Annotated in this window: 16 protein-coding genes; 11 read left to right on the top strand and 5 right to left on the bottom strand. The window is 69.6% G+C overall.

The features are described 5' to 3' along the window. Window positions 1-10: 10 nt before the first annotated feature. Together ACUDCK_RS25270 and ACUDCK_RS25265 are read right to left on the bottom strand one after the other, a co-directional pair. Window positions 11-1,822 (bottom strand): M48 family metalloprotease, encoded by a 1,812-nt coding sequence (locus ACUDCK_RS25270; RefSeq protein ID WP_445659266.1) that lies wholly within the window; start codon window positions 1,820-1,822, stop codon window positions 11-13. Then, window positions 1,812-2,669, bottom strand: coding sequence for an alpha/beta hydrolase (locus tag ACUDCK_RS25265; RefSeq protein WP_175167039.1), 858 nt, complete (start codon window positions 2,667-2,669; stop codon window positions 1,812-1,814). Before ACUDCK_RS25265 ends, ACUDCK_RS25270 begins: the two co-directional genes overlap by 11 nt. Window positions 2,670-2,787: 118 nt before the next feature. Here ACUDCK_RS25265 and ACUDCK_RS25260 point away from each other — a divergent pair, with 118 nt between their 5' ends. Beyond that, a complete protein-coding gene (locus tag ACUDCK_RS25260; RefSeq protein ID WP_175167040.1) occupies window positions 2,788-3,228 on the top strand; it encodes a hypothetical protein in 441 nt (146 codons plus the stop codon). Here the strand turns inward: ACUDCK_RS25260 and ACUDCK_RS25255 are convergent. Both ACUDCK_RS25255 and ACUDCK_RS25250 read right to left on the bottom strand, forming a co-directional pair. Continuing rightward, window positions 3,225-4,487 (bottom strand): Zn-dependent hydrolase, encoded by a 1,263-nt coding sequence (locus tag ACUDCK_RS25255; RefSeq protein WP_175167041.1) that lies wholly within the window; start codon window positions 4,485-4,487, stop codon window positions 3,225-3,227. The two genes, ACUDCK_RS25260 and ACUDCK_RS25255, sit on opposite strands and share 4 nt — an antisense overlap. A 5-nt stretch (window positions 4,488-4,492) precedes the next feature. Beyond that, the gene (locus ACUDCK_RS25250; RefSeq protein WP_175167042.1) at window positions 4,493-5,848 is read right to left on the bottom strand and encodes a dihydroorotase; all 1,356 of its coding nucleotides are present in this window, start codon (window positions 5,846-5,848) and stop codon (window positions 4,493-4,495) included. Window positions 5,849-5,949: 101 nt separating this feature from the next. Between ACUDCK_RS25250 and ACUDCK_RS25245 the strand changes: the two genes are divergently transcribed. From ACUDCK_RS25245 to ACUDCK_RS25200, 10 genes are all read left to right on the top strand, one after another. Next, window positions 5,950-6,846 carry a LysR family transcriptional regulator gene (locus tag ACUDCK_RS25245; protein WP_049076313.1) on the top strand — a complete coding sequence of 299 codons (897 nt, stop codon included), beginning with the start codon at window positions 5,950-5,952 and terminating at the stop codon, window positions 6,844-6,846. A 213-nt stretch (window positions 6,847-7,059) separates the two neighbouring features. Beyond that, window positions 7,060-8,199 carry a DUF917 domain-containing protein gene (locus tag ACUDCK_RS25240; RefSeq protein ID WP_175167043.1) on the top strand — a complete coding sequence of 380 codons (1,140 nt, stop codon included), beginning with the start codon at window positions 7,060-7,062 and terminating at the stop codon, window positions 8,197-8,199. Window positions 8,200-8,249: 50 nt separating this feature from the next. Continuing rightward, window positions 8,250-9,590: an MFS transporter gene (locus tag ACUDCK_RS25235; protein ID WP_081273461.1), complete on the top strand. Its 1,341-nt coding sequence runs from the start codon at window positions 8,250-8,252 to the stop codon at window positions 9,588-9,590. Window positions 9,591-9,864: 274 nt separating this feature from the next. Further along, entirely contained in the window at window positions 9,865-10,563 is a 699-nt protein-coding gene (locus ACUDCK_RS25230; RefSeq protein ID WP_169536007.1) for a glutathione S-transferase N-terminal domain-containing protein, read from the top strand. 254 nt (window positions 10,564-10,817) lie between these two features. Beyond that, entirely contained in the window at window positions 10,818-12,170 is a 1,353-nt protein-coding gene (locus tag ACUDCK_RS25225) for a c-type cytochrome (RefSeq protein WP_175167044.1), read from the top strand. Beyond that, window positions 12,163-13,062, top strand: coding sequence for a c-type cytochrome (locus tag ACUDCK_RS25220; RefSeq protein WP_175167045.1), 900 nt, complete (start codon window positions 12,163-12,165; stop codon window positions 13,060-13,062). The genes ACUDCK_RS25225 and ACUDCK_RS25220 overlap by 8 nt, the downstream gene beginning before the upstream one ends. 120 nt (window positions 13,063-13,182) lie before the next feature. After that, on the top strand, window positions 13,183-14,109 hold the full coding sequence (locus ACUDCK_RS25215; RefSeq protein WP_049076303.1) for a LysR family transcriptional regulator: 927 nt from the start codon (window positions 13,183-13,185) through the stop codon (window positions 14,107-14,109). A gap of 146 nt (window positions 14,110-14,255) precedes the next feature. After that, window positions 14,256-15,671: an FAD-dependent tricarballylate dehydrogenase TcuA gene (gene tcuA, locus ACUDCK_RS25210; protein WP_175167046.1), complete on the top strand. Its 1,416-nt coding sequence runs from the start codon at window positions 14,256-14,258 to the stop codon at window positions 15,669-15,671. Then, window positions 15,658-16,860, top strand: a complete 1,203-nt coding sequence (gene tcuB / locus ACUDCK_RS25205) for a tricarballylate utilization 4Fe-4S protein TcuB (protein ID WP_144655576.1) — start codon at window positions 15,658-15,660, stop codon at window positions 16,858-16,860. The genes tcuA and tcuB overlap by 14 nt, the downstream gene beginning before the upstream one ends. Before the next feature lie 86 nt (window positions 16,861-16,946). Continuing rightward, a complete protein-coding gene (locus ACUDCK_RS25200; protein WP_054500605.1) occupies window positions 16,947-17,924 on the top strand; it encodes a Bug family tripartite tricarboxylate transporter substrate binding protein in 978 nt (325 codons plus the stop codon). A 39-nt stretch (window positions 17,925-17,963) separates the two neighbouring features. On the opposite strand, the gene ACUDCK_RS25195 is transcribed toward ACUDCK_RS25200, so the two are convergent. Further along, window positions 17,964-18,440 carry a hypothetical protein gene (locus ACUDCK_RS25195; protein WP_049076298.1) on the bottom strand — a complete coding sequence of 159 codons (477 nt, stop codon included), beginning with the start codon at window positions 18,438-18,440 and terminating at the stop codon, window positions 17,964-17,966. Window position 18,441 lies beyond the last annotated feature (1 nt).

The raw sequence follows: 18,441 nt of genomic DNA, 5'->3' as shown, positions 1-18,441 counted from the left end.
CAGGCGACCGTCAGGCAGGGCGGCGCACGCGCGCCTGCTCGACGCACCAGGCGAGCCGGGGATCGCCGGCGGCCATGATGTCGGCCTCCACGTCCAGGCGCAGGCGCGGCAGCAGCCGGCCCAGCAGTTGTTCGCAATCGCGCCGCAGGTAACTGGGTTCGCCGGTGAGGCGGCCGATGAGGCGCAGCAGGGCGGCGTCGCGCGCCAGCACCAGCAGCCGATAGCGGCCGCCGGCGGCCGGGCGCAGCAGCCAGGCGCCGGTGGCGATGCGCAGCAACGGGTCGAGCGTGTCGGCCAGCTTGCCGAGCTCGGCGGGCGACAGGTCGTGCGGATGGTAGCCGTCCGCCGCGTCCGCGCGCGGGGGGGATTGCTGCAGGGCGTCGGCCCGGCGGCGGTAGTCCTCGGCCAGTGCGTGGTCGCCCGCGCGCAGGGCCGCCAGGCTGAGCTGGCGCAGGCTGGGCAATTGTTCCGGGCCGGCGTGGTCCGCGACGCGAAGCCAGTGGTCCGCGGCTTCCCGTGGATGCCCCTCGCGCTGGCGGCAGCGCGCCAATTGGGCCAGCAGGGCGGGATGGCCGGGCGCCAGCCGCAGGCCGTCTTCGGCCAGCAGGGCGGCGCCCGCGACGTCGTCGTCCAGGGTGCCCCGCAACCAGGCGCAGCGCGCGGTCTCGTCGGCCGACAAGGCGCGGATGCGGCGTTTGCGCAGCAGGTCGTGGTACTGGGCGGTGAGCGCTTCCCGCTCCTGGCGGACCTGCGCGGCCTCGTCAGCCGATTGCGCCGCGCAGCACGCGTCGAGCCGGGCCGCCAGGGACGCGCGCTGGCCGGACAACCAGGCCTGCGCGGCGGTGGGGGCGGCGCGGCGCCACGGCAACGGCCGGGCCGGATCGGCCGCCAGCGCGGCCAGGCGATCCGCCAGTGACGGGTGTGTATCGCCGTCGGCGGTCGTGGCGCAGAGGGCGGCGTGCAGCCAGACGCGGGCTTCGGCTTCGTCGGCAGGCGCGGCCAGCGCGTCCCGCGCCGCCAACGCCGCGTAGGGCCGCGGCGGATCGCTGGCGGCGAGCAGCGCCGGCCAGGCGTCGCGCAACGCCCGCCATAGCAGCGCCATGGCCGACAGCGCCTCGGCCATGGCGGGCTGGCCGCAGACGCGCGCGGCTTCGGCATCGGCCTGGACTTCGCACTGCCGGGCGAAGTCCAGGCTGACCGCCAGGAAGCGCGGCACGTACCAGGCCACGAACAGCCGCAGCGGCGCGCTGGAGAGGCGCCGGCGCCGGTCCAGCCGGCGGGCGACTTCCTGCCATTGCAGGCGCGCGAAATACACGCGGCCGGCGTAGCGGCCATGACGTTGCGCGATGTGGGCGTATTCATGTGCCAGGATGGCGCGGCAGGCCGATGGCGACAGCATGTCGAGCAGCGGCAGCCCCAGCCACAGGACGTTGCGGGTCTTGCCGCCCAGCCTGCGGTGTTGGCGGATGGCGGCGTTGAATTCGCCGTCGAGATAGATCGCATCCAGCGGCGGCGCGGCCATCGCGTCGCGGATGCCGTCGAGCGCTTCGAACAGGCCGGGCGCGTCGTCACGCCGCAGCGGCAGGCCTTCCTCGCTGGTGTCGGGGGCGGCGCTGAACGGCGTCCTGAGCATGATGACGCCGGACACTAGCGCGGGCAGCGTGAGCGCCACGCCCGCCAGGGCGGCCGCGCCCGGCAGCAGCGCCCAGGCCAGCAGCGGCAGCGCGCACAGCGCCGCGCCGCCGGCCAGCAGCACGCCGTCGCCCAAGGCCAGCCAGGCGCCGATGCGCCAGCGTTGCGGGTTTGCCCGTCTATTGTCCATGGGTGTCCGCGCGGGCGGGCTGGCGCCGCAATTGCGCATCGATGAATGCGATGATCGCCCGGGTCTGTTCGTTGTCGCCGCCGACATCGGTATTGATTTGCCCGTGATTGCGCGCCACCGGCAGCACCTGCGCCTGGCCGCCGTGCTCGCTCAACCGTTGCGCGTAGTCGCGCGAACGCTGGCATGAGTGCGGCCGCAACGACGAGCAGACCAGCAGCGTCGGCGGGTTGGGGCCGCTCAGTTGCGCGGCGGGCGAGGCGGCGCGCCAATAGGCCGGATCGCTGCCGAATGCCTTGTCATAGAACGGCGCGTGCTCGGCGGCCATGATGCCCGGCAGATCGAAGGGCGTGCCGTCCAGGATGATGTTGGCCAACCAGGGGCGGGCGCCGGTGCGCTCGCGTAGCGGGGCGTCGGCCGCCAGCAGGGCCTGCAGATGGCCGCCCGAGGAATGGCCCATGATCAGGATGCGCGCCGGATCGGCCCGCCAGCCGGCGGCCTCGCGCTGGGCCCAGGCCACGGCCAGCCCCAGGTCCTCGGCCTGTTCCCGCGGCCCCGCGTCGGGCAGCAGGCGGGTATTGACGGAGACGACCACGAAGCCCAGCGGCAGCCAGCGCGCCAGCTTGCCCTGGATGAAATCGGGTGCGGCCTTGTCGCCGTGCAACCAGGAGCCGCCATGCACCAGCACCAGGATCGGGGCGAGCGGCGCGCCGGGCGCGGCGGGCAGATAGACGTCGGCAAGTTGCGCGGCGTCCGGACCATAACGCTGGTCCGTGAGCGTGGCGGCCGACGCCAAACCGGGCGGCAGGCAGAGCAGCGCAAGCAGGCAGAACAGGCGGAGGGCGGACATGGCGGTGGCGCGGGTGGTCGGGATGCCGGGTAATGTAGCCCGGCCGGCGCATGCGTGGGCGACGCGGAGCGGCTCTGTGGCATGCTGTGGGCTGCCCGCCGTCTCCCGACTATCACGCATGTCCAGATTCCTGTCGCGCCTGTGCGATTTCCTGTTGTTCTTCGCCACCGCGTCTTTGTTCGGCGCCCGCCTGACCGCCAAATTGCGCACGGGCAGCTATGGGTTGGAAATTCCCGAGGCGCCCTATATGTACGAGCGCGTCGATTTCTTCCTGCACGCGGCATTCGCTGGGCTGGCCGCGACGGCGGCCCTGGCGCTGGCGGAGCGATTGGCGCGCAGCCGTCTCCCGGCGCTTGGACGCGCCGGGCTAGTCGCGGTGGCCGCATTGCTCGCCATCTACCTCGGGCCGCCGGACCCACAGGTATTCGGCGCCACCTGGGCGCGCTGGGAGGCGACCTTCGAATTGTTCCTGGCGCAGTGGGATATCGCGCTGCCGCTGGCGCTGGCCGCCGCGGCCGTGCGCGGCGTCCTGCCCGGCGCGGCTGGGTCGCCGCGCTAGCCGCGCAACCTGCGATCCAGTTCCAGCACGGTCTGGTACAGCACGCGGGTGCCGTCCAGCAACTGCGCCGGCTCGATCCACTCCTCGGGGCAGTGGCTGCGTCCGTTCAGGCAGGGGATGAAGATCATGCCGATGGGGCCGGTGGGCGCCATGTAGACGGCGTCGTGGCCGGCGCCGCTGGGCAGGCGCATGCTGGCGTAGCCGAGCTGGTCGGCGGCGGCCTGCACCGCGTCCATCACCAGCGGGGTGCAGTCGGTGGGCTGGGCCCGGCTCAACTGCACGAAGCCGGCGGTCAGGCGCAGGGCCTTCAGGTCGGCGGCCACGCCGGCCATCAGGGTTTCGGGGAAGGCGTCCAGCACCGGGTTGCTGTCGCTGCGCATTTCCAGCGTCAGCTCGACGCGGCCGGGCACGGCGTTGGCGGCGTTGGGCGTCATGGCGAGCTTGCCGACGGTGGCGACCACGTAGTGCGGATGGCCGCTGGCGGCGCTGGCCTGGCGGCTGGCGGCGTCGATGATGCGGGCCGCGCCCACAAGGGCATCGCGGCGGATGTCCATGGGCGTGGTGCCGGCGTGGTCGGGCTGGCCTTCGACCGTGATCAGCACGCGGCGGATGCCGACGATGTTGGTGACCACGCCGATGGGCAGCTGGCGGCTTTCCAGCACGGGGCCTTGCTCGATGTGCAGTTCGACGAAGGCGGCGGTGCCGTCCGGGCCGCGCAGGGGCCGGGCCAGCGCGCTGGGGTCGCCGCCGATGCGGGCGATGCCCTGCGCCAGCGTCTCGCCGTCGGCGTTGCGGGCAGCCAGCATGTCGGCGCTGAGTTGGCCGCTCAGGGCGCGGCTGCCGACGCAGGAGATGCCGTAGTCGCTGGGTTCTTCCGACAGGAAGTCGATGACCTCGAACGGGTGCTCCAGTTCGATGCCGTGTTCCCGCATGGTGTGGGCGACCTCGATGCCGGCCAGCACGCCGATGATGCCGTCGAAGCGGCCGCCGCTCATGACGGTGTCGCAGTGCGAGCCGGTGGCGATGGGCTTGCGGTGCGCGTTGCGGCCGGCGCGCGTGCCGATGAGGTTGCCGCCGGCGTCCAGGCGGGTGGCCAGGCCGGCGGCCTCGAACTCGCCGCGCAGCCACTCGCGCGCTTGCAGGAACAGCGGCGAAAAGGCGCGGCGGGTCCAGGGTTGGTCGGGCAGGGTGTAGCGCGACAGGGTCTCGACGCGGGCCCAGAGGCGTTCGGCGTTCAACGGCGGAAAGGACATGGCCATGCCGTTCATGCCTTGCGCGGGCGCAGGAAGCGGCCGTCGCCCGGGTTGTTGACGATGCGGCGGCCGTCATAGACCTGCTGGCCGCGGCACCACGTGCCGGCCACGCGCACGGTGAACTCGCGGCCCTCGAACGAACTCCATTGCACCGCCGACAGGCTGGTGGACGGATCGTAGGCATGGCGTTCCGGCGTCAGGATGACGATGTCGGCGTCCTTGCCGGCCTCCAGCGTGCCCTTGCGGTCATCCAGCAGGAAGTGGCGCGCGGGGTTGTCGCACAACTGGCGCACCACCATCGACGGCGAGATGCCGTGTTCCTCGCAACCGGTCCAGAAGGCCGGCAGCAGCGTTTCCAGGCCCGGGCCGCCGGACGAGTTCTTGAAGACGTTGGGGTTCTGCTTGCGCTCCAGGCCCCAACTGACGTGATCCGACGACACGAAGGTGCATTCGTCGTTGGCGATGTGGGTCCACAGCAGGTCGACCTCGGCCTTGGGGCGGATCGGCGGGTAATGCTTGGTCTTGGCGCCGAAGCGGCGCGTGTGTTCCTCGTGGTTCAGCATCAGGTACTGCACGCAGGTCTCGATGCTGGCGCGGTGGCCGTTGCGGCGGTACATGTTGCAGATCTCGAAACCGCGCGAGGTCGAGACGTGCACCGCGTGGGCGCGGGCGCCGGTCTCGGCGCCGATCTCGTAGATCAGCGCGGTGGCCAGGTTCTCGATCAGCGGCGTATGGGCGCGCATGAAGGCATCCCAGCCGGTGTCGTCGGCCTCGATCAGGCGGGCGATGTTCTTGCGCGTCATTTCCTGCATCTGGTTGTGCACGCCGCACACCAGGCCGGACGGCGCGATCAGGCGGAAGGCCTCGTACAGGTCGTCTTCCTCGATACGCGGGAAGCGGCCCGGGGTGGCTTCGAAGGTCGAGAACTTGAAGGCACAGACGCCGCCTTCGATCAGGCCGGCGGCGGCCGCCAGGCCGTGTTCCTTGTTCAGGGTGCCGAACAGCCCCACGTCGACGTGGCAGTCGCGCTCGACCTCGGCGATCTTGGCGTCCAGGTGCGGGCGCGAGGCGACCGGCTCGGGATCGTCGTAGGGCATGTCGACCATGACCGTGACGCCGCCGGCGGCGGCCGCGCGCGAGGCCCAGCCCAGGCCTTCCTGGTTGGCCTGGCTGCCGGAGTGCACCTGGCCGTCGACCACGCCGGGAATGATCCACTGCCCGCTGGCGTCGACGCTGTCGCGCGCCGCGGGGGGCGCGCCGATGCCGCGCGCGGCGATCCTGCCGTCCCGCACGGCCAGCCAGCCGTTTTCCACGATAACGTGCGGATCGACGATATTGCCGCGCACCACCCAATCGAAATCGCTCATGACCCCTTCCATCCAATGAAGAACTGTAGGGCAGTGTAGTAAGCGCGATTCAAAACGTCTTATGCTTATATGTGCATGGGAATTAACATCAGGTTAAGCATATGAAATTGAATCTGCGCCAGATCGAGGTCTTCCGCGCCATCATGTTGAGCGGCTCGATCAGCGGCGCTTCCAAGCTGCTGTTCGTGTCCCAGCCGGCCGTCAGCCGGCTGATCGCCTACACCGAGCAGCGCCTGGGCCTGATGCTGTTCGAGCGCATCAAGGGGCGGCTCTACCCCACGCCGGAGGCGCGTCGGCTGTTCGTCGAAGTGACCGCGCTTTACCAGAACGTGCAGCGCGTCAACGAGGTGGCCGACAACCTGGCCGAGAACCGCGAGGGCCAATTGCGCCTGGCCTGTAGCCCGAGCCTGGGCCAGTCGCTGCTGCCGCGCGCCATCGCCCGTTTTCGCCAACTGCATCCGGAAATCCGCATCGTGCTGCAGACGCAGATTCCGGCGGCGATGGAACAGTCGCTGCTGACCCAGCAGGTCGAGCTGGGCGTGGCCTACATGCCCGTGAACCATCCCAGCCTGGCGACCCGGCCGCTGTACGAGAACCGCATCGTCGCGGTGCTTCCCGCCGGCCATCCGCTGGCCGGACGCCGCCAGGTCACCGCCGCCGAACTGGCGCGCGAGCCGCTGATCGGCTACAGCGCCGACATTCCCTTCGGCATGCTGGTGCACAAGCTGTTCGGCGCCGAGGACGCGCAGCCCGAGCCGCGCATCGAGGTGCAGCAGGCGCACGTGGCCTGCGCCCTGGTGCAGGCCGGCGCCGGCGTGGCGCTGGCGGACGAGATCACCGTGGCCGGGCCGATCTGGTCGGATGTGGTGACGGTGCCGATCGCCGACACGGTCAACGCGCCGGTCAACGTGTTCCACCTGCAATTGCAGCCGCTGTCGCGGCTGGCGCAGGCCTTCATCGACGTGCTGGTGACACTGGATCTGCCTGCCGGCGCCTGATCTTCCCCCTGCCGCCGCCTGGGGATATCCCTAGGTCCGTTCCGTCCCGGGATTGCCCCTTGCCCGGGGCGCGCCCCACCGTTAACCCAATGTTATGAACAAGGCATAAAAGGTAATACGACATTAAAGGGATTGGTTCCTATGATGCGCTCGTCTGTCTAGCGCGCGCGCCGCTGGCGCTGCTAACGCAATCGGGAAAGGAAGGGTGCAGCAATGGGAAGAATCTTGACGATGCGGGACGTCGAGGCCGCGGTCAGGGGCGGCTCGGTATTCGCCTGTGGCGGGGGCGGCTGGGCCGAGCATGGCCGCGAACTGGGATCGCTGGCTGTGACCATCGGCCGGCCCGAGCTGGTGTCGATGGACGAAGTGCCCGATGACGCCTGGATCGCCACCGCCGCCGCCATTGGCGCGCCGGGCGGCCTGACCGACTGGCAGATGCTGGGCATCGACTACGTCAAGGCGGCCGAGCGCCTGCAGGATGCGCTGGGCGAGCGCCTGTATGGCCTCATCATCGGCCAGAACGGCATGTCCAGCACGCTCAACGGCTGGCTGCCGTCGGCGGTGCTGGGCACCAAGGTGGTGGACGCGGTGGGCGATATCCGCGCCCATCCCACCGGCGACATGGGCTCGCTGGGCCTGGCCGGCAGCCCCGAGCCGATGATCCAGTGCGCCGTGGGCGGCAACCGCGCCAACAATGCCTATATGGAGCTGACCGTGCATGGCGCCACCGGCAAGGTGTCGCCGGTATTGCGCCGCGCCGCCGACATGGCTGGCGGCTTCATCGCCAGTTGCCGCAACCCGATCCGCGCGTCCTACGTGCGGCGCCACGCCGCGCTGGGCGGCATCAGCCGCGCGCTGGCGCTGGGCGAGGCGATCCTGGCGGCGCAGCCCAAGGGCGGCAGCGCCATCATCGAGGCCATCTGCAAGGCCACGCAGGGCGAGATCATCGGTTCGGGCAAGGTGGCGCGCAACACGCTCAAGTACACCGAGGAAGCCTTCGACATCGGCACCATCGAAATCGGCGAGGGCGCGGGCAAGCGCGTCATCCACGTCATGAACGAACACATGGCTGTGACCGACGCGCAGGGCGTGCGCATCGCCTGCTATCCGGACGTGATCACCACGCTGGACGCCGACGGCAATCCGGTCAGCGCCGGCAAGCTGCGCGAGGGCCTGCAGGTGTCCATCCTGCACGTGTCCAAGCAGCACATCCCGCTGTCATCGAGTGTCACCGACGCGTCGGTCTACCCCATCGTCGAGAAGGCACTGGGCATGGACTTCACCGGCTACGCGCTGGGCGGAGTCGGCAAGAAGGACATCGACCGCATCGACACGATGGCGACGCGGGTTTGAAAGGCAACACATAACAGCCCCGGACACGGGGCGAATCAACGGGAACGTCAATGAAAAACATCGCAATCAACCCGGGCGCGGGGATGGCGGGGGGCAATGCCGCCCACGCGGGCGCCGACGAGCACAAGGGCGCCAAGAAGGCGGTCATCGCCGCCTCCATCGGCAACGCGCTGGAGTGGTACGACTTTTCGGTCTACGCGCTATTCGCGGTGTATATCGGGCAGAACTTCTTCCACAATGCCGATCCGACGGTGCAACTGATGGCCTCGTTCCTGGCCTTCGGGCTGGGCTTCGTGGTGCGGCCGCTGGGCGCGCTGGTGCTGGGGGCCTATGGCGACCGCGCCGGCCGCAAGGCGGCGCTGACCATGACCATCATGCTGATGGCGCTGGGCACGCTGCTGATCGCCATCGCGCCGCCGTACGCCGCCATCGGCGTGGGCGCGCCCCTGCTGATCGTCTGCGGCCGCATGCTGCAGGGCTTCTCGGCCGGCGGCGAAGTGGGCGGCGCCACCGCCTTCCTGGTCGAGCACGCGCCCGCCGGCAAGCGTGGCCAGTATGCCTCGTGGCTGCAGGCCAGCATGGGCATCTCCAACCTGCTGGGCGCGCTGGTCGCCACGCTGGTCACGACGCTGCTGACGGAAGACCAGGTGGGCGAATGGGGCTGGCGCATTCCGTTCATCGTCGGCCTGTCGATCGCGCCGGTGGGCCTGTGGATGCGCCGCACGCTGGACGAGACGCCGCATTTCCGCGAGGAACAGCAGCGCCAGGCCGCCAGCGGCAAGCCCGTCAAGGCACCGCTGTTGAGCGTGCTGCGCGATTATCCGCGCGAGCTGTTCACCGGCCTGTGCATGTCGGTGCTGTGGGCCATCGGTCCCTACGCGCTGATCATCTTCATGCCGATCTACGTGCAAAAGAGCATGGGTTTCACCAGCTCTCAGGCCTTCCTGGGCGCGCTGATCGGCAACCTTTTCCTGATCGGCGGCTGCTTCTTCTCGGGCACGCTGTCCGACCGCTACGGCCGGCGCGCCGTGCTGCGCGCCTCGGCGCTGTTGCTGCTGATCGCGGTGTATCCGCTGATGATGTGGCTGCAGGCCAACCATACGCAGCTCGCGCTGATCGTGGTGCAGTCGTCGTTCTGCCTGCTGGTGGCGCTGTACGTCGGCACCGCGCCGTCGGCGCTGTCGGAGGTGTTCCCGACGGCGGTGCGCTCGTCCGGCATGTCCCTGGCCTACAACACCGCGGTGACGGTGCTGGGCGGCTTCGCGCCGGCCATCCTGACCTGGATCACCTACACCACCGGCGTGGCCTTCGCGCCGGCGCTGTACGTGATGGGCGCCTGCGTGGTGGCGCTGGTGGCCTTGACCGTGCTGCCGCAGAAGAACCACGCCTGAGGCCGACGCGCCGGGCGCGGCTGTGGATGGCGCGGCCGCGCGCTGCCCGGGGCGTGGGGGAGCAGGCTGGAGCCTTCGCCGCCGGGGCCGCTGACGATGGGCTTTCCGCTGGAACACTGTGTTGCGCCGTGGGAGCCCGCGGCGCGGCCGGCGGGCGTTTGCTTGCGGGCGATTTGCGCTACATTTGCCCGACGCGCGCGGGGCGCCAGCCAGGCGTCCCGCCTGTCACGATCGTCATCCCTTACCGCCACCGGATCTCCAGGAGCTCCCCCGCATGTCCTCCCTCGACGCGTTCGCCATCACCCGGAAATGGCCGGCCCAGCATCCCGACCGCATCCAGTTGTATTCGCTGCCCACGCCCAACGGCGTCAAGGTGTCGATCCTGCTGGAAGAGCTGGGCCTGCCCTATGAGCCGCATCGGGTCAGTTTCGACTCGCAGGACCAGTTCTCGCCGGAATTCCTGTCGCTCAGCCCGAACAACAAGATCCCGGCCATCCTCGACCCCAACGGTCCGGACGGCAAGCCGCTGGCGCTGTTCGAGTCCGGCGCCATCCTGGTGTACCTGGCCAGCAAGACCGGCCAGTTCATCCCGGCCGACACCGCCGGCCGCTACGAGACCCTGCAATGGGTGATGTTCCAGATGGGTGGCATCGGCCCGATGTTCGGCCAGTTGGGCTTCTTCCACAAGTTCGCCGGCAAGGACTACGAGGACAAGCGTCCGCGCGACCGCTACGTGGCCGAATCCAAGCGCCTGCTGGGCGTGCTGGACAAGCGCCTGGAAGGGCGCGACTGGGTCATGGGCGAGCAATACACCATTGCCGATATCGCCATCCTGCCGTGGGTGCGCAACCTGGTCGGTTTCTATGGCGCCGGCGATCTGGTCGAGTTCTCGCAGTTCAAGAACGTCGCCCGCGTGCTGGAGGCCTTCGTGGCGCGTCCGGCGGTGGTCAAGGGTCTGACGATCCCGGGCTGAGGGTGGTCATTGGCGCGGGTCGGCGCGGCCGCCAGGTCCGCCGCTCCCGCCCCAAATCTGACCGCTTCCCGATTCTTGCCCTGTTAATGAGTCGGAGGACGCGCAGTGGTTTGCGCCCCGTCAAACAACCCCGATCCTTTAATGCTTTTCGGTAATATGGTTATTACTGAAAGGCGTAAGCTGCCTCCATAAGCTGGACGACGCAGTACGAACCCCCGACGTGCGCGCTGCCCGGCACGCAACGGAGGGTCAGAATGAAGCATTTCGGGATCAAGGCGGTGGCGCTGGTGGCGCTGCTGGGAATAGGCGGCGGCATCGGCGGCGCGCACCTGTTGACCGCCATCCGCAAGACGGACGCCACCGCCGCCGTCGATCCGCAGGATCGCCGGCTGGCCGAAGCCGGCGCCTACCTCGCGCGCACCGCCGACTGTGTCGCCTGTCACAGCGTGCCGGGCGACAAGCCCTTCGCGGGCGGCCTGGCGATGCAGACGCCGGTCGGCACTATCTACTCTTCCAATATCACGCCCGACAAGGCCAGCGGCATCGGCGCCTACAGCTACGCCGATTTCAAGAACGCGGTGCAGTACGGCATCCGCAAGGACGGCGCGGCGCTCTATCCGGCCATGCCGTATCCGTCGTACGCCATCATGCCCGACCGCGACATCCAGGCGCTCTATGCCTACTTCATGTCGCAGGTCGAACCCGTGGAGAAACCCAGCGCCGACTCCACCATCCCGTGGCCCCTGAACATGCGCTGGCCCATGGCCTGGTGGCAACTGCTGTTCGCCGGCAAGCGCGACTTCGCCGCGCCAGCGGGGGCCGACGAGCAGATCAGGCGCGGCGCCTACCTGGTGGAAGGCCCGGGCCACTGCGGCGCCTGCCACACGCCGCGCGGCCTGGCCTACCAGGAAAAGGCGCTGTCCATGGCCGACGGCGACGCCTTCCTGTCGGGCGCCGTGATCGACGGCTGGCGCGCCAAGAGCCTGCGCGGCGAGGCCCGCGGCCTGGCCTCCTGGAGCGCGGCCGACATCGCCCTGTTCCTGAAGACCGGCCGCACCGACCGGGTGGCGGTGTTCGGCGCCATGGCCGACGTGGTCGAGCACAGCACGCGCTATTTCACCGACGACGACCTGGCCAGCATCGCCGCTTACCTGAAGAAGCTGCCGCCGGTGCCCGGCAAGGCGCCGGTGTTCCCGGCCAAGGCGGACGACACCACGGCGTCGCTGCTGGCCGGCCGCTACGACTCGCGCGGCGCGGTGATCTACATGGAGCATTGCGTCATCTGCCACCGCGCCGATGGCCGGGGCATGCCGCGCATCTTCCCGGCCCTGGCGGGCAACTCGGCCATCTTCGCGCAGAACCCCCAGTCCATCATCCAGATCACGCTGGAAGGCGGCAGGATGCCCGCCAATGGCCATGACGCCATGGCCTTTGCGATGCCGCGCTTCAACCACCTGAGCGACCAGGACATCACCGACGTCATCAACTTCATCCGCACGGCCTGGACCAACCAGGCGCCGCCGATCGCCAGCGACGAGGTCGCGCACATCCGTGGTTTCCTGGCCAGCAAGAAGCCGAACATCGTGTCGGGAGGCAAGCATGAATAAGCTCTACAAGATCGCCGCCGCGGTGGCGCTGGTGGCCGGGGGCGGCCTGGCCGCGTTGGCGGCGCCGCCGGCGCCGGTCGGCGAAACCAGGACTTTCGCCGTGCTCGACAAGGACGGCAAGCGGCTGCCCGACTACACCATTCCGTCCGACACCCTGATCGACAAGGCGCCCAACGCCGAGCAGATCCGCTACGGCCAGCGCCTGCTCAACGAGACCCGCCGGCTGCTGCCGGACAATACCGGCGCCAGCCTCAATTGCAGTAGCTGCCATGTACAGCAGGGCAAGAAGCCGCTGGGCGCGCCCTACATCAATTCGGTCAATTCGTTCCCGCAGTTCAATCCGCGCGCGGGCCGCGAAGTGACGCTGGCGGACCGCATCAACGGCTGTTTCCAACGCTCGATGAACGGCAAGCCGCTGGACAAGGAGTCGCCGGAAATGCTGGCGATGCTGGCCTACATGAAGTGGCTGGCGCAGGACGTGCCGCACGGCGCCCAGGTGCAGATCAAGAATGCCTGGCCCATCGACACCAAGCTGGTGCCCGATGCGGCCCGCGGCAAGACCCTGTACGCGGCGCAATGCGCCGCCTGCCACGGCGCCAATGGCGAAGGCAAGCGCGACGGCGCCGGCAATATCGTGTTCCCGCCGTTGTGGGGCGAGGAATCGTTCAACATCGGCGCCGGACTGGCCCGCACCTACAAGGCGGCGGCCTTCATCCGCAACAGCATGCCGATGGGCGTGAATACCCATGGCAACTGGGGCGAGGGCAAGGTGCTGTCCGACCAGGACGCGGTCGACGTGGCCGAGTACTTCACCCACATGCCGCGGCCGGACTTTCCGCCCAAGGACAAGGACTGGCCGGACGGCAAGAAGCCCAAGGACGCGCGCTATTGAGCAACCGAGCCGGACGCGCGGGCCTGTCCCGTCCGGGGCGGCCCGGATCCGGGCAGGGGGATGGCGCGCTCCACGCCCTACAATCGGCGAGTCTTCCCTCGTGATCGTCCCGGGCCCGCCATGGAACTGCGCCAGCTTCGTTATTTCGTTCGCGTCGTCGAAGCCGGCAGCATCGGCCGCGCGGCCATGTCGCTGGGCATGGTGACGTCGGCGCTCAGCCAGCAGATCAGCCGGCTCGAAGGCGAGCTGGCCACCCGGCTGCTGCAACGCAGCGCCAGCGGCGTGGTGCCCACCGATGCCGGGCTGGCGTTTTTCCGCCAGGCACAGCTCGCGCTGCGCCATGCCGACGACGCCGTCCATGCCGCGCAGCAGGCGCGCCTGGCCGGCCACGTCAGCGTCGGCCTGTCGTCCACGACCGCCTCCATCCTGGGGGCGCCGTTCGTGCAGGCCATGAACGCGCGCTATCCGGACATCCGCCTGCACCTGGTCGAGGCGTTGTCGGGCCACCTGGCCGACATGCTCAACGGCCGCCAGCTCGACCTGGCCATCGTGTTCCATGCCGAAGCGGCGCGCCGCTGGAGCGTGACGCCGTTGCTGGACGAGCCCCTGTACCTGTGCGCCGGGCGCGGCATGACGGGCCTGCCCGCCGGCCCCGCCACCCGCCTGGAGGAGATCGCGGGCCTGCCGCTGGTGCTGCCCAGCGGCCGCCACGGGCTGCGCGCCCTGGTCAGCCGGGGATTCCAGCAGCGCGGGTTGACGCCCCGCGTGGTGGCCGAAGTCGATGGCCTGGCGTTGTTGATGGAGGTGGTGCAACTGGGCTACGCCGCCACCATCCAGCCCAGTTCCGCCACCGCCCGCATCGCGCCGGGGCAGTTGGCCATGGCGCGGATCGACGACGCCGACCTGTTCCGGCCCAACCTGCTGGCCAGCCTGTCGGACGACGAATTGTCGCCGGCGGCGCTGGCCGCGAGGTTGGTGCTGGCCGACGTCTCGCGCACCCTGGCGCGCGACGGCAAATGGGCGGTGACCGCGCTGCATGCGTCTTGAGCGGGCGGCGCGTGCTGCCCATGAGCGGTACTCACACAGTGGCGGAATACCGCCCTTCACGAATCATGAAGACCCGTTGACGGCGCGCTGATATCGCGGCGCGCGTCGTCGGCCTACAGTCCGTTCCTTGATCCGGGAACGATGACATGGTCGATGTATTGGTGATAGGCGGAGGCAACGCGGCGCTGTGCGCGGCCCTGATGGCGCGCGAGGCGGGCGCCAGCGTGTTGCTGCTGGAGGCCGCGCCGCGCGAATGGCGCGGCGGCAATTCGCAGCACACGCGCAACCTGCGCTGCATGCACGACGCGCCGCAGGACGTGCTGGTGGACGCCTATCCGGAAGATGAATACTGGCAGGACCTGCTCAAGGTCACCGGCGGCCAGACCGACGAGAAACTGGCGCGGCTGGTGATCCGCGAATCCGCCACCTGTCGCGACTGGATGCGGCGCCATGGCGTCAATTTCCAGCCGCCGCTGTCGGGCGCGCTGCACGTGGCCCGCACCAACGCCTTCTTCATGGGCGGCGGCAAGGCGCTGGTCAATGCCTATTACCGCAGCGCCGAGGCCCTGGGCGTGCGCATCCGCTACGACGCGCCGGTGGACGCGCTGGAACTGCGGGACGGCCGCTTCAAGGCCGCCCGCATCGGCGCCGAGCGCATCGAGGCGCGCGCCTGCGTGCTGGCGGCGGGCGGCTTCGAGTCCAACCGCGACTGGCTGCGCGAGGCCTGGGGCCGCAACGAGCGCGGCGAATGGCCGGCCGACAATTTCCTCATCCGCGGCACCCGCTACAACCAGGGCGTGCTGCTCAAGTTCATGCTGGACGCCGGCGCCGACCGCATCGGCGATCCGTCGCAGTCGCATTGCGTGGCCATCGACGCGCGCGCGCCGCTGTACGACGGCGGCATCTGCACCCGCATCGACTGCGTCTCGCTGGGCGTGGTGGTCAACCGCGACGCGCAACGCTTCTACGACGAGGGCGAGGATTTCTGGCCCAAGCGCTACGCCATCTGGGGCCGCCTGACGGCCATGCAGCCGGGGCAGATCGCCTACTCCATCATCGACGCCAAGGCCGTGGGCCGTTTCATGCCGCCGGTGTTTCCCGGCGTCACCGCCGATTCCGTGGCGGAACTGGGGCGGCGACTGGGACTGGACCCGGCGGCGTTCGAGCACACCATCCGCGCATACAACCAGGCCTGTAGGACCGGCACCTTCGACCACACGACGCTGGACGACTGCCGCACCGAGGGCCTGGCGCCCGCCAAGACCCACTGGGCCCGGCCCATCGACACCGCGCCGTTCTACGGCTACGCGCTGCGGCCCGGCATCACCTTCACCTATCTGGGCCTGAAGGTGGACGAGACCGCCGCGGTCCGCTTCAACGGCGTGCCCAGCGACAACCTGTTCGTGGCCGGCGAGATGATGGCGGGCAACGTGCTGGGCAAGGGCTACACGGCGGGCGTCGGCATGTCCATCGGCACCGCGTTCGGCCGGATTGCCGGCACGCGCGCCGCGGCCGCCGCGCGCCAATCGCATCACGCAGGAGCACAGCATGCGGCAGCTTGAAACCCTGGCCCGCGAGGCCCAATCGTTCGCGCAGGCCGCGCCGGCGATGGTCGAACAGCCGGTGCGCTGGCATGGCCGTGGCGCCGCGCTCAGCACCGACGAAGCCGAAGTGGCGCGCGTCATGCAGATCTGCAATGCCTGCCGCTATTGCGAAGGCTTTTGCGCCGTCTTCCCGGCCATGACCCGGCGCCTGGAATTCGGCAAGGCCGATCTGAACTACCTGGCCAACCTGTGCCACAACTGCGGCGCCTGTCTGCACGCCTGTCAGTACGCGCCGCCGCACGAGTTCGCGGTGAACGTGCCGCAGGCCATGGCCAAGGTGCGGCTGCAGACCTACACCGAGTACGCGTTTCCGGCCGTGCTGGGCAAACTGTACCGGCGCAACGGGCTGGCGCTGTCGCTGGCCACGGCGGCGGGACTGGCATTGTTTCTGGCATTGACGGTGATGCTGACGGGCGGGCTGTTCCACGCGCCCATGGCGGGCAATTTCTATGCGGTGTTCCCGCACAACACGCTGGCGCTGATGTTCGGCGCGGTGTTCGGCTTCGCCATGCTGGCGTTGGGCATCGGCGCGGCGCGCTTCTGGCGCGACGTCAGCCCAGGCGCGGCCAGCGGCGCGGCGGTGGCCGAGGCCGCGCATGATGCGCTGCGCCTGCGCTACCTGGACGGCGGCCATGGCAAGGGCTGCAACAACGCCGATGATGCGTTCACCCTGTGGCGCCGGCGCTTCCACCATTTCACGTTCTACGGCTTCATGCTGTGCTTTGCCGCGACCTGCGTGGCCACGCTGTATCACTACCTGCTGGGGCAGCAGGCGCCGTATCCGTTCTGGAGCGCGCCGGTGCTGCTGGGCACGGCGGGCGGCATCGGCCTGTTGATCGGGCCGGCGGGCCTGCTGTGGCTGAACCTGAAGCGCCATCCGCTGCAGGGCGACGCGGCGCAGAAGCCGATGGACCGGGGTTTCATCGCCTTGCTGCTGCTGACCAGCGCCACCGGCCTGGCGCTGCTGGCCGGCCGCGATACCGGCGCCATGGCCCTGCTGCTGGCAGTGCACCTGGGCGTGGTGATGGCGCTGTTCCTGACCTTGCCCTACGGCAAATTCGCCCATGGCATCTATCGCTCGGCCGCGCTGTTGAAGTGGTCGATCGAGAAGCGGCAGCCCGACAAGTTGCAGTTGGGCGCCGATTGAGCCGCGGAGCGGCCGCCCGCCGGCCGCTCCGCGCATGACGGCGTCCTCGAAGACGCCGCGATCCCAATATTCCCCAGGAGACTTGCATGATCCCTCATCGCCTTGCCCGCGCGGCATTCGCCGCCGCCTGTCTGCTGCCGGCGCTGCCGGCCGCGCACGCGCAGACCTTTCCCGCCAAGCCCATCACGCTGGTCGTGCCGCATTCGGCCGGCGGCACCTCCGACATCCTGGCGCGCACGGTGGCGGCCGAGGCGGCGAAGACGCTGGGGCAGACCATCGTGATCGACAACAAGGGCGGCGCCAACGGCACCATCGCCGCCAAGCAGGTGGCATCGGCCGCGCCCGACGGCTATACGCTGCTGCTGGCGACCGCCAGCACGCACGGCATCAACCCGTCGCTGTATTCGCGCATCTCGTATGACGCGGTCAAGGACTTCGCGCCGGTCACGCTGCTGGCCACCGTGCCCAACGTGCTGGTGGTCGGTCCCAACGTGAAGGCCGCGACCGTGTCCGACCTGATCGCCTACGTCAAGGCGCAGGGCGATCGCAGCAACATGGGTTCTGCCGGGGCGGGGACGCCGGGCCACCTGGCCGGCGAGATGTTCAAACGGGCCGCCGGCCTGCAGTTCACGCATGTGCCGTACAAGGGCGGCAGTCCGGCCATCACTGACCTGATCGGCGGTCAGATCGACTTCATGTTCACAACCATTCCTGGCGTGCTGCCGCACGTCAAGGCGGGCACGCTGCGCGCGCTGGCGGTGACCTCGCCGCAGCGCTCGCCGGCATTGCCCGAGATTCCGACCATGGCGGAGTCGGGCCTGGCGGGGTTCCAGGCGCTGTCGTGGCACGGCGTGGTGGCGCCGGCGGGCACGCCGGACGCGGTCGTGGCGCGCTTGAACGAAGCCTTGGGCGGGGCCTTGGCCGCGCCGACGGTCCGGCAGCGCCTGATGGAAGAGGGGGCGCAGGCATCGACCCTGCATACGGCCGCATTCGGCGCGTTCATCGACCGGGAGATCGCGGCCTGGGCGCAGGCCGTGAAGGATTCCGGCGCCACCGCGAACTGAGCGTGTTGCGCGGCGGCGTCCCGCCTCAGCGGTGAGGCGTCAACCTGCCTGGTAGGCGTCGCACAGGGCCAGGTATTCGTCGCCGCTGATCGCCAGCGCCATGGCCGGGATCAGCACGCGCTTGCGATCCGGCAGCGAGGTCTTAAGCTGGATCTGGCGGCCGATCGGAATGCCGACGTAGGTCTGGTTGACGTAGGTGTTCTCGTTGATGGCGCGCCACGGGATGAGCGTGCCGTCCGTCACGCGCAGGCCTTCGCGGGTGAAGGTGATGACGGGCTTGGGGGCGCCGAACGCGCGCATCAGGCAGCGGATCACCAGCCACACGCCGATGGCCGCGATGGCGGCGAAGAACGCCATGCCGCCCAGATTGCCGCGGGCGCGCGCGGCCAGCGCGCCGAATGCCACCGCGGCCACTGTCCAGATGACGGCGCCGGCGATGAGGCGGTTGCGCGAGTGGTAGACCGGGCGATCGGCCAGGGTCTGGGCTTGGTGCGAGGCGGAGCTGTAGATTTCCATG

The organism is Achromobacter sp. CF-sbj1-Ac2-l (assembly GCF_052698165.1).
This window is presented reverse-complemented; position numbering and strand designations above follow the sequence as displayed.

What these genes read in the sequence shown, in the direction of transcription:
- ACUDCK_RS25240 (WP_175167043.1), top strand. Translation starts at nt 7,060, where the DNA reads ATGGGAAGAATCTTGACGATGCGGGACGTCGAGGCCGCGGTCAGGGGC.
- ACUDCK_RS25265 (WP_175167039.1), bottom strand. Translation starts at nt 2,669, where the DNA reads ATGTCCGCCCTCCGCCTGTTCTGCCTGCTTGCGCTGCTCTGCCTGCCG.
- ACUDCK_RS25230 (WP_169536007.1), top strand. Translation starts at nt 9,865, where the DNA reads ATGTCCTCCCTCGACGCGTTCGCCATCACCCGGAAATGGCCGGCCCAG.
- ACUDCK_RS25260 (WP_175167040.1), top strand. Translation starts at nt 2,788, where the DNA reads ATGTCCAGATTCCTGTCGCGCCTGTGCGATTTCCTGTTGTTCTTCGCC.
- ACUDCK_RS25245 (WP_049076313.1), top strand. Translation starts at nt 5,950, where the DNA reads ATGAAATTGAATCTGCGCCAGATCGAGGTCTTCCGCGCCATCATGTTG.
- tcuB (WP_144655576.1), top strand. Translation starts at nt 15,658, where the DNA reads ATGCGGCAGCTTGAAACCCTGGCCCGCGAGGCCCAATCGTTCGCGCAG.
- ACUDCK_RS25270 (WP_445659266.1), bottom strand. Translation starts at nt 1,822, where the DNA reads ATGGACAATAGACGGGCAAACCCGCAACGCTGGCGCATCGGCGCCTGG.
- ACUDCK_RS25195 (WP_049076298.1), bottom strand. Translation starts at nt 18,440, where the DNA reads ATGGAAATCTACAGCTCCGCCTCGCACCAAGCCCAGACCCTGGCCGAT.
- ACUDCK_RS25225 (WP_175167044.1), top strand. Translation starts at nt 10,818, where the DNA reads ATGAAGCATTTCGGGATCAAGGCGGTGGCGCTGGTGGCGCTGCTGGGA.
- ACUDCK_RS25250 (WP_175167042.1), bottom strand. Translation starts at nt 5,848, where the DNA reads ATGAGCGATTTCGATTGGGTGGTGCGCGGCAATATCGTCGATCCGCAC.
- ACUDCK_RS25200 (WP_054500605.1), top strand. Translation starts at nt 16,947, where the DNA reads ATGATCCCTCATCGCCTTGCCCGCGCGGCATTCGCCGCCGCCTGTCTG.
- tcuA (WP_175167046.1), top strand. Translation starts at nt 14,256, where the DNA reads ATGGTCGATGTATTGGTGATAGGCGGAGGCAACGCGGCGCTGTGCGCG.
- ACUDCK_RS25255 (WP_175167041.1), bottom strand. Translation starts at nt 4,487, where the DNA reads ATGGCCATGTCCTTTCCGCCGTTGAACGCCGAACGCCTCTGGGCCCGC.
- ACUDCK_RS25220 (WP_175167045.1), top strand. Translation starts at nt 12,163, where the DNA reads ATGAATAAGCTCTACAAGATCGCCGCCGCGGTGGCGCTGGTGGCCGGG.
- ACUDCK_RS25235 (WP_081273461.1), top strand. Translation starts at nt 8,250, where the DNA reads ATGAAAAACATCGCAATCAACCCGGGCGCGGGGATGGCGGGGGGCAAT.
- ACUDCK_RS25215 (WP_049076303.1), top strand. Translation starts at nt 13,183, where the DNA reads ATGGAACTGCGCCAGCTTCGTTATTTCGTTCGCGTCGTCGAAGCCGGC.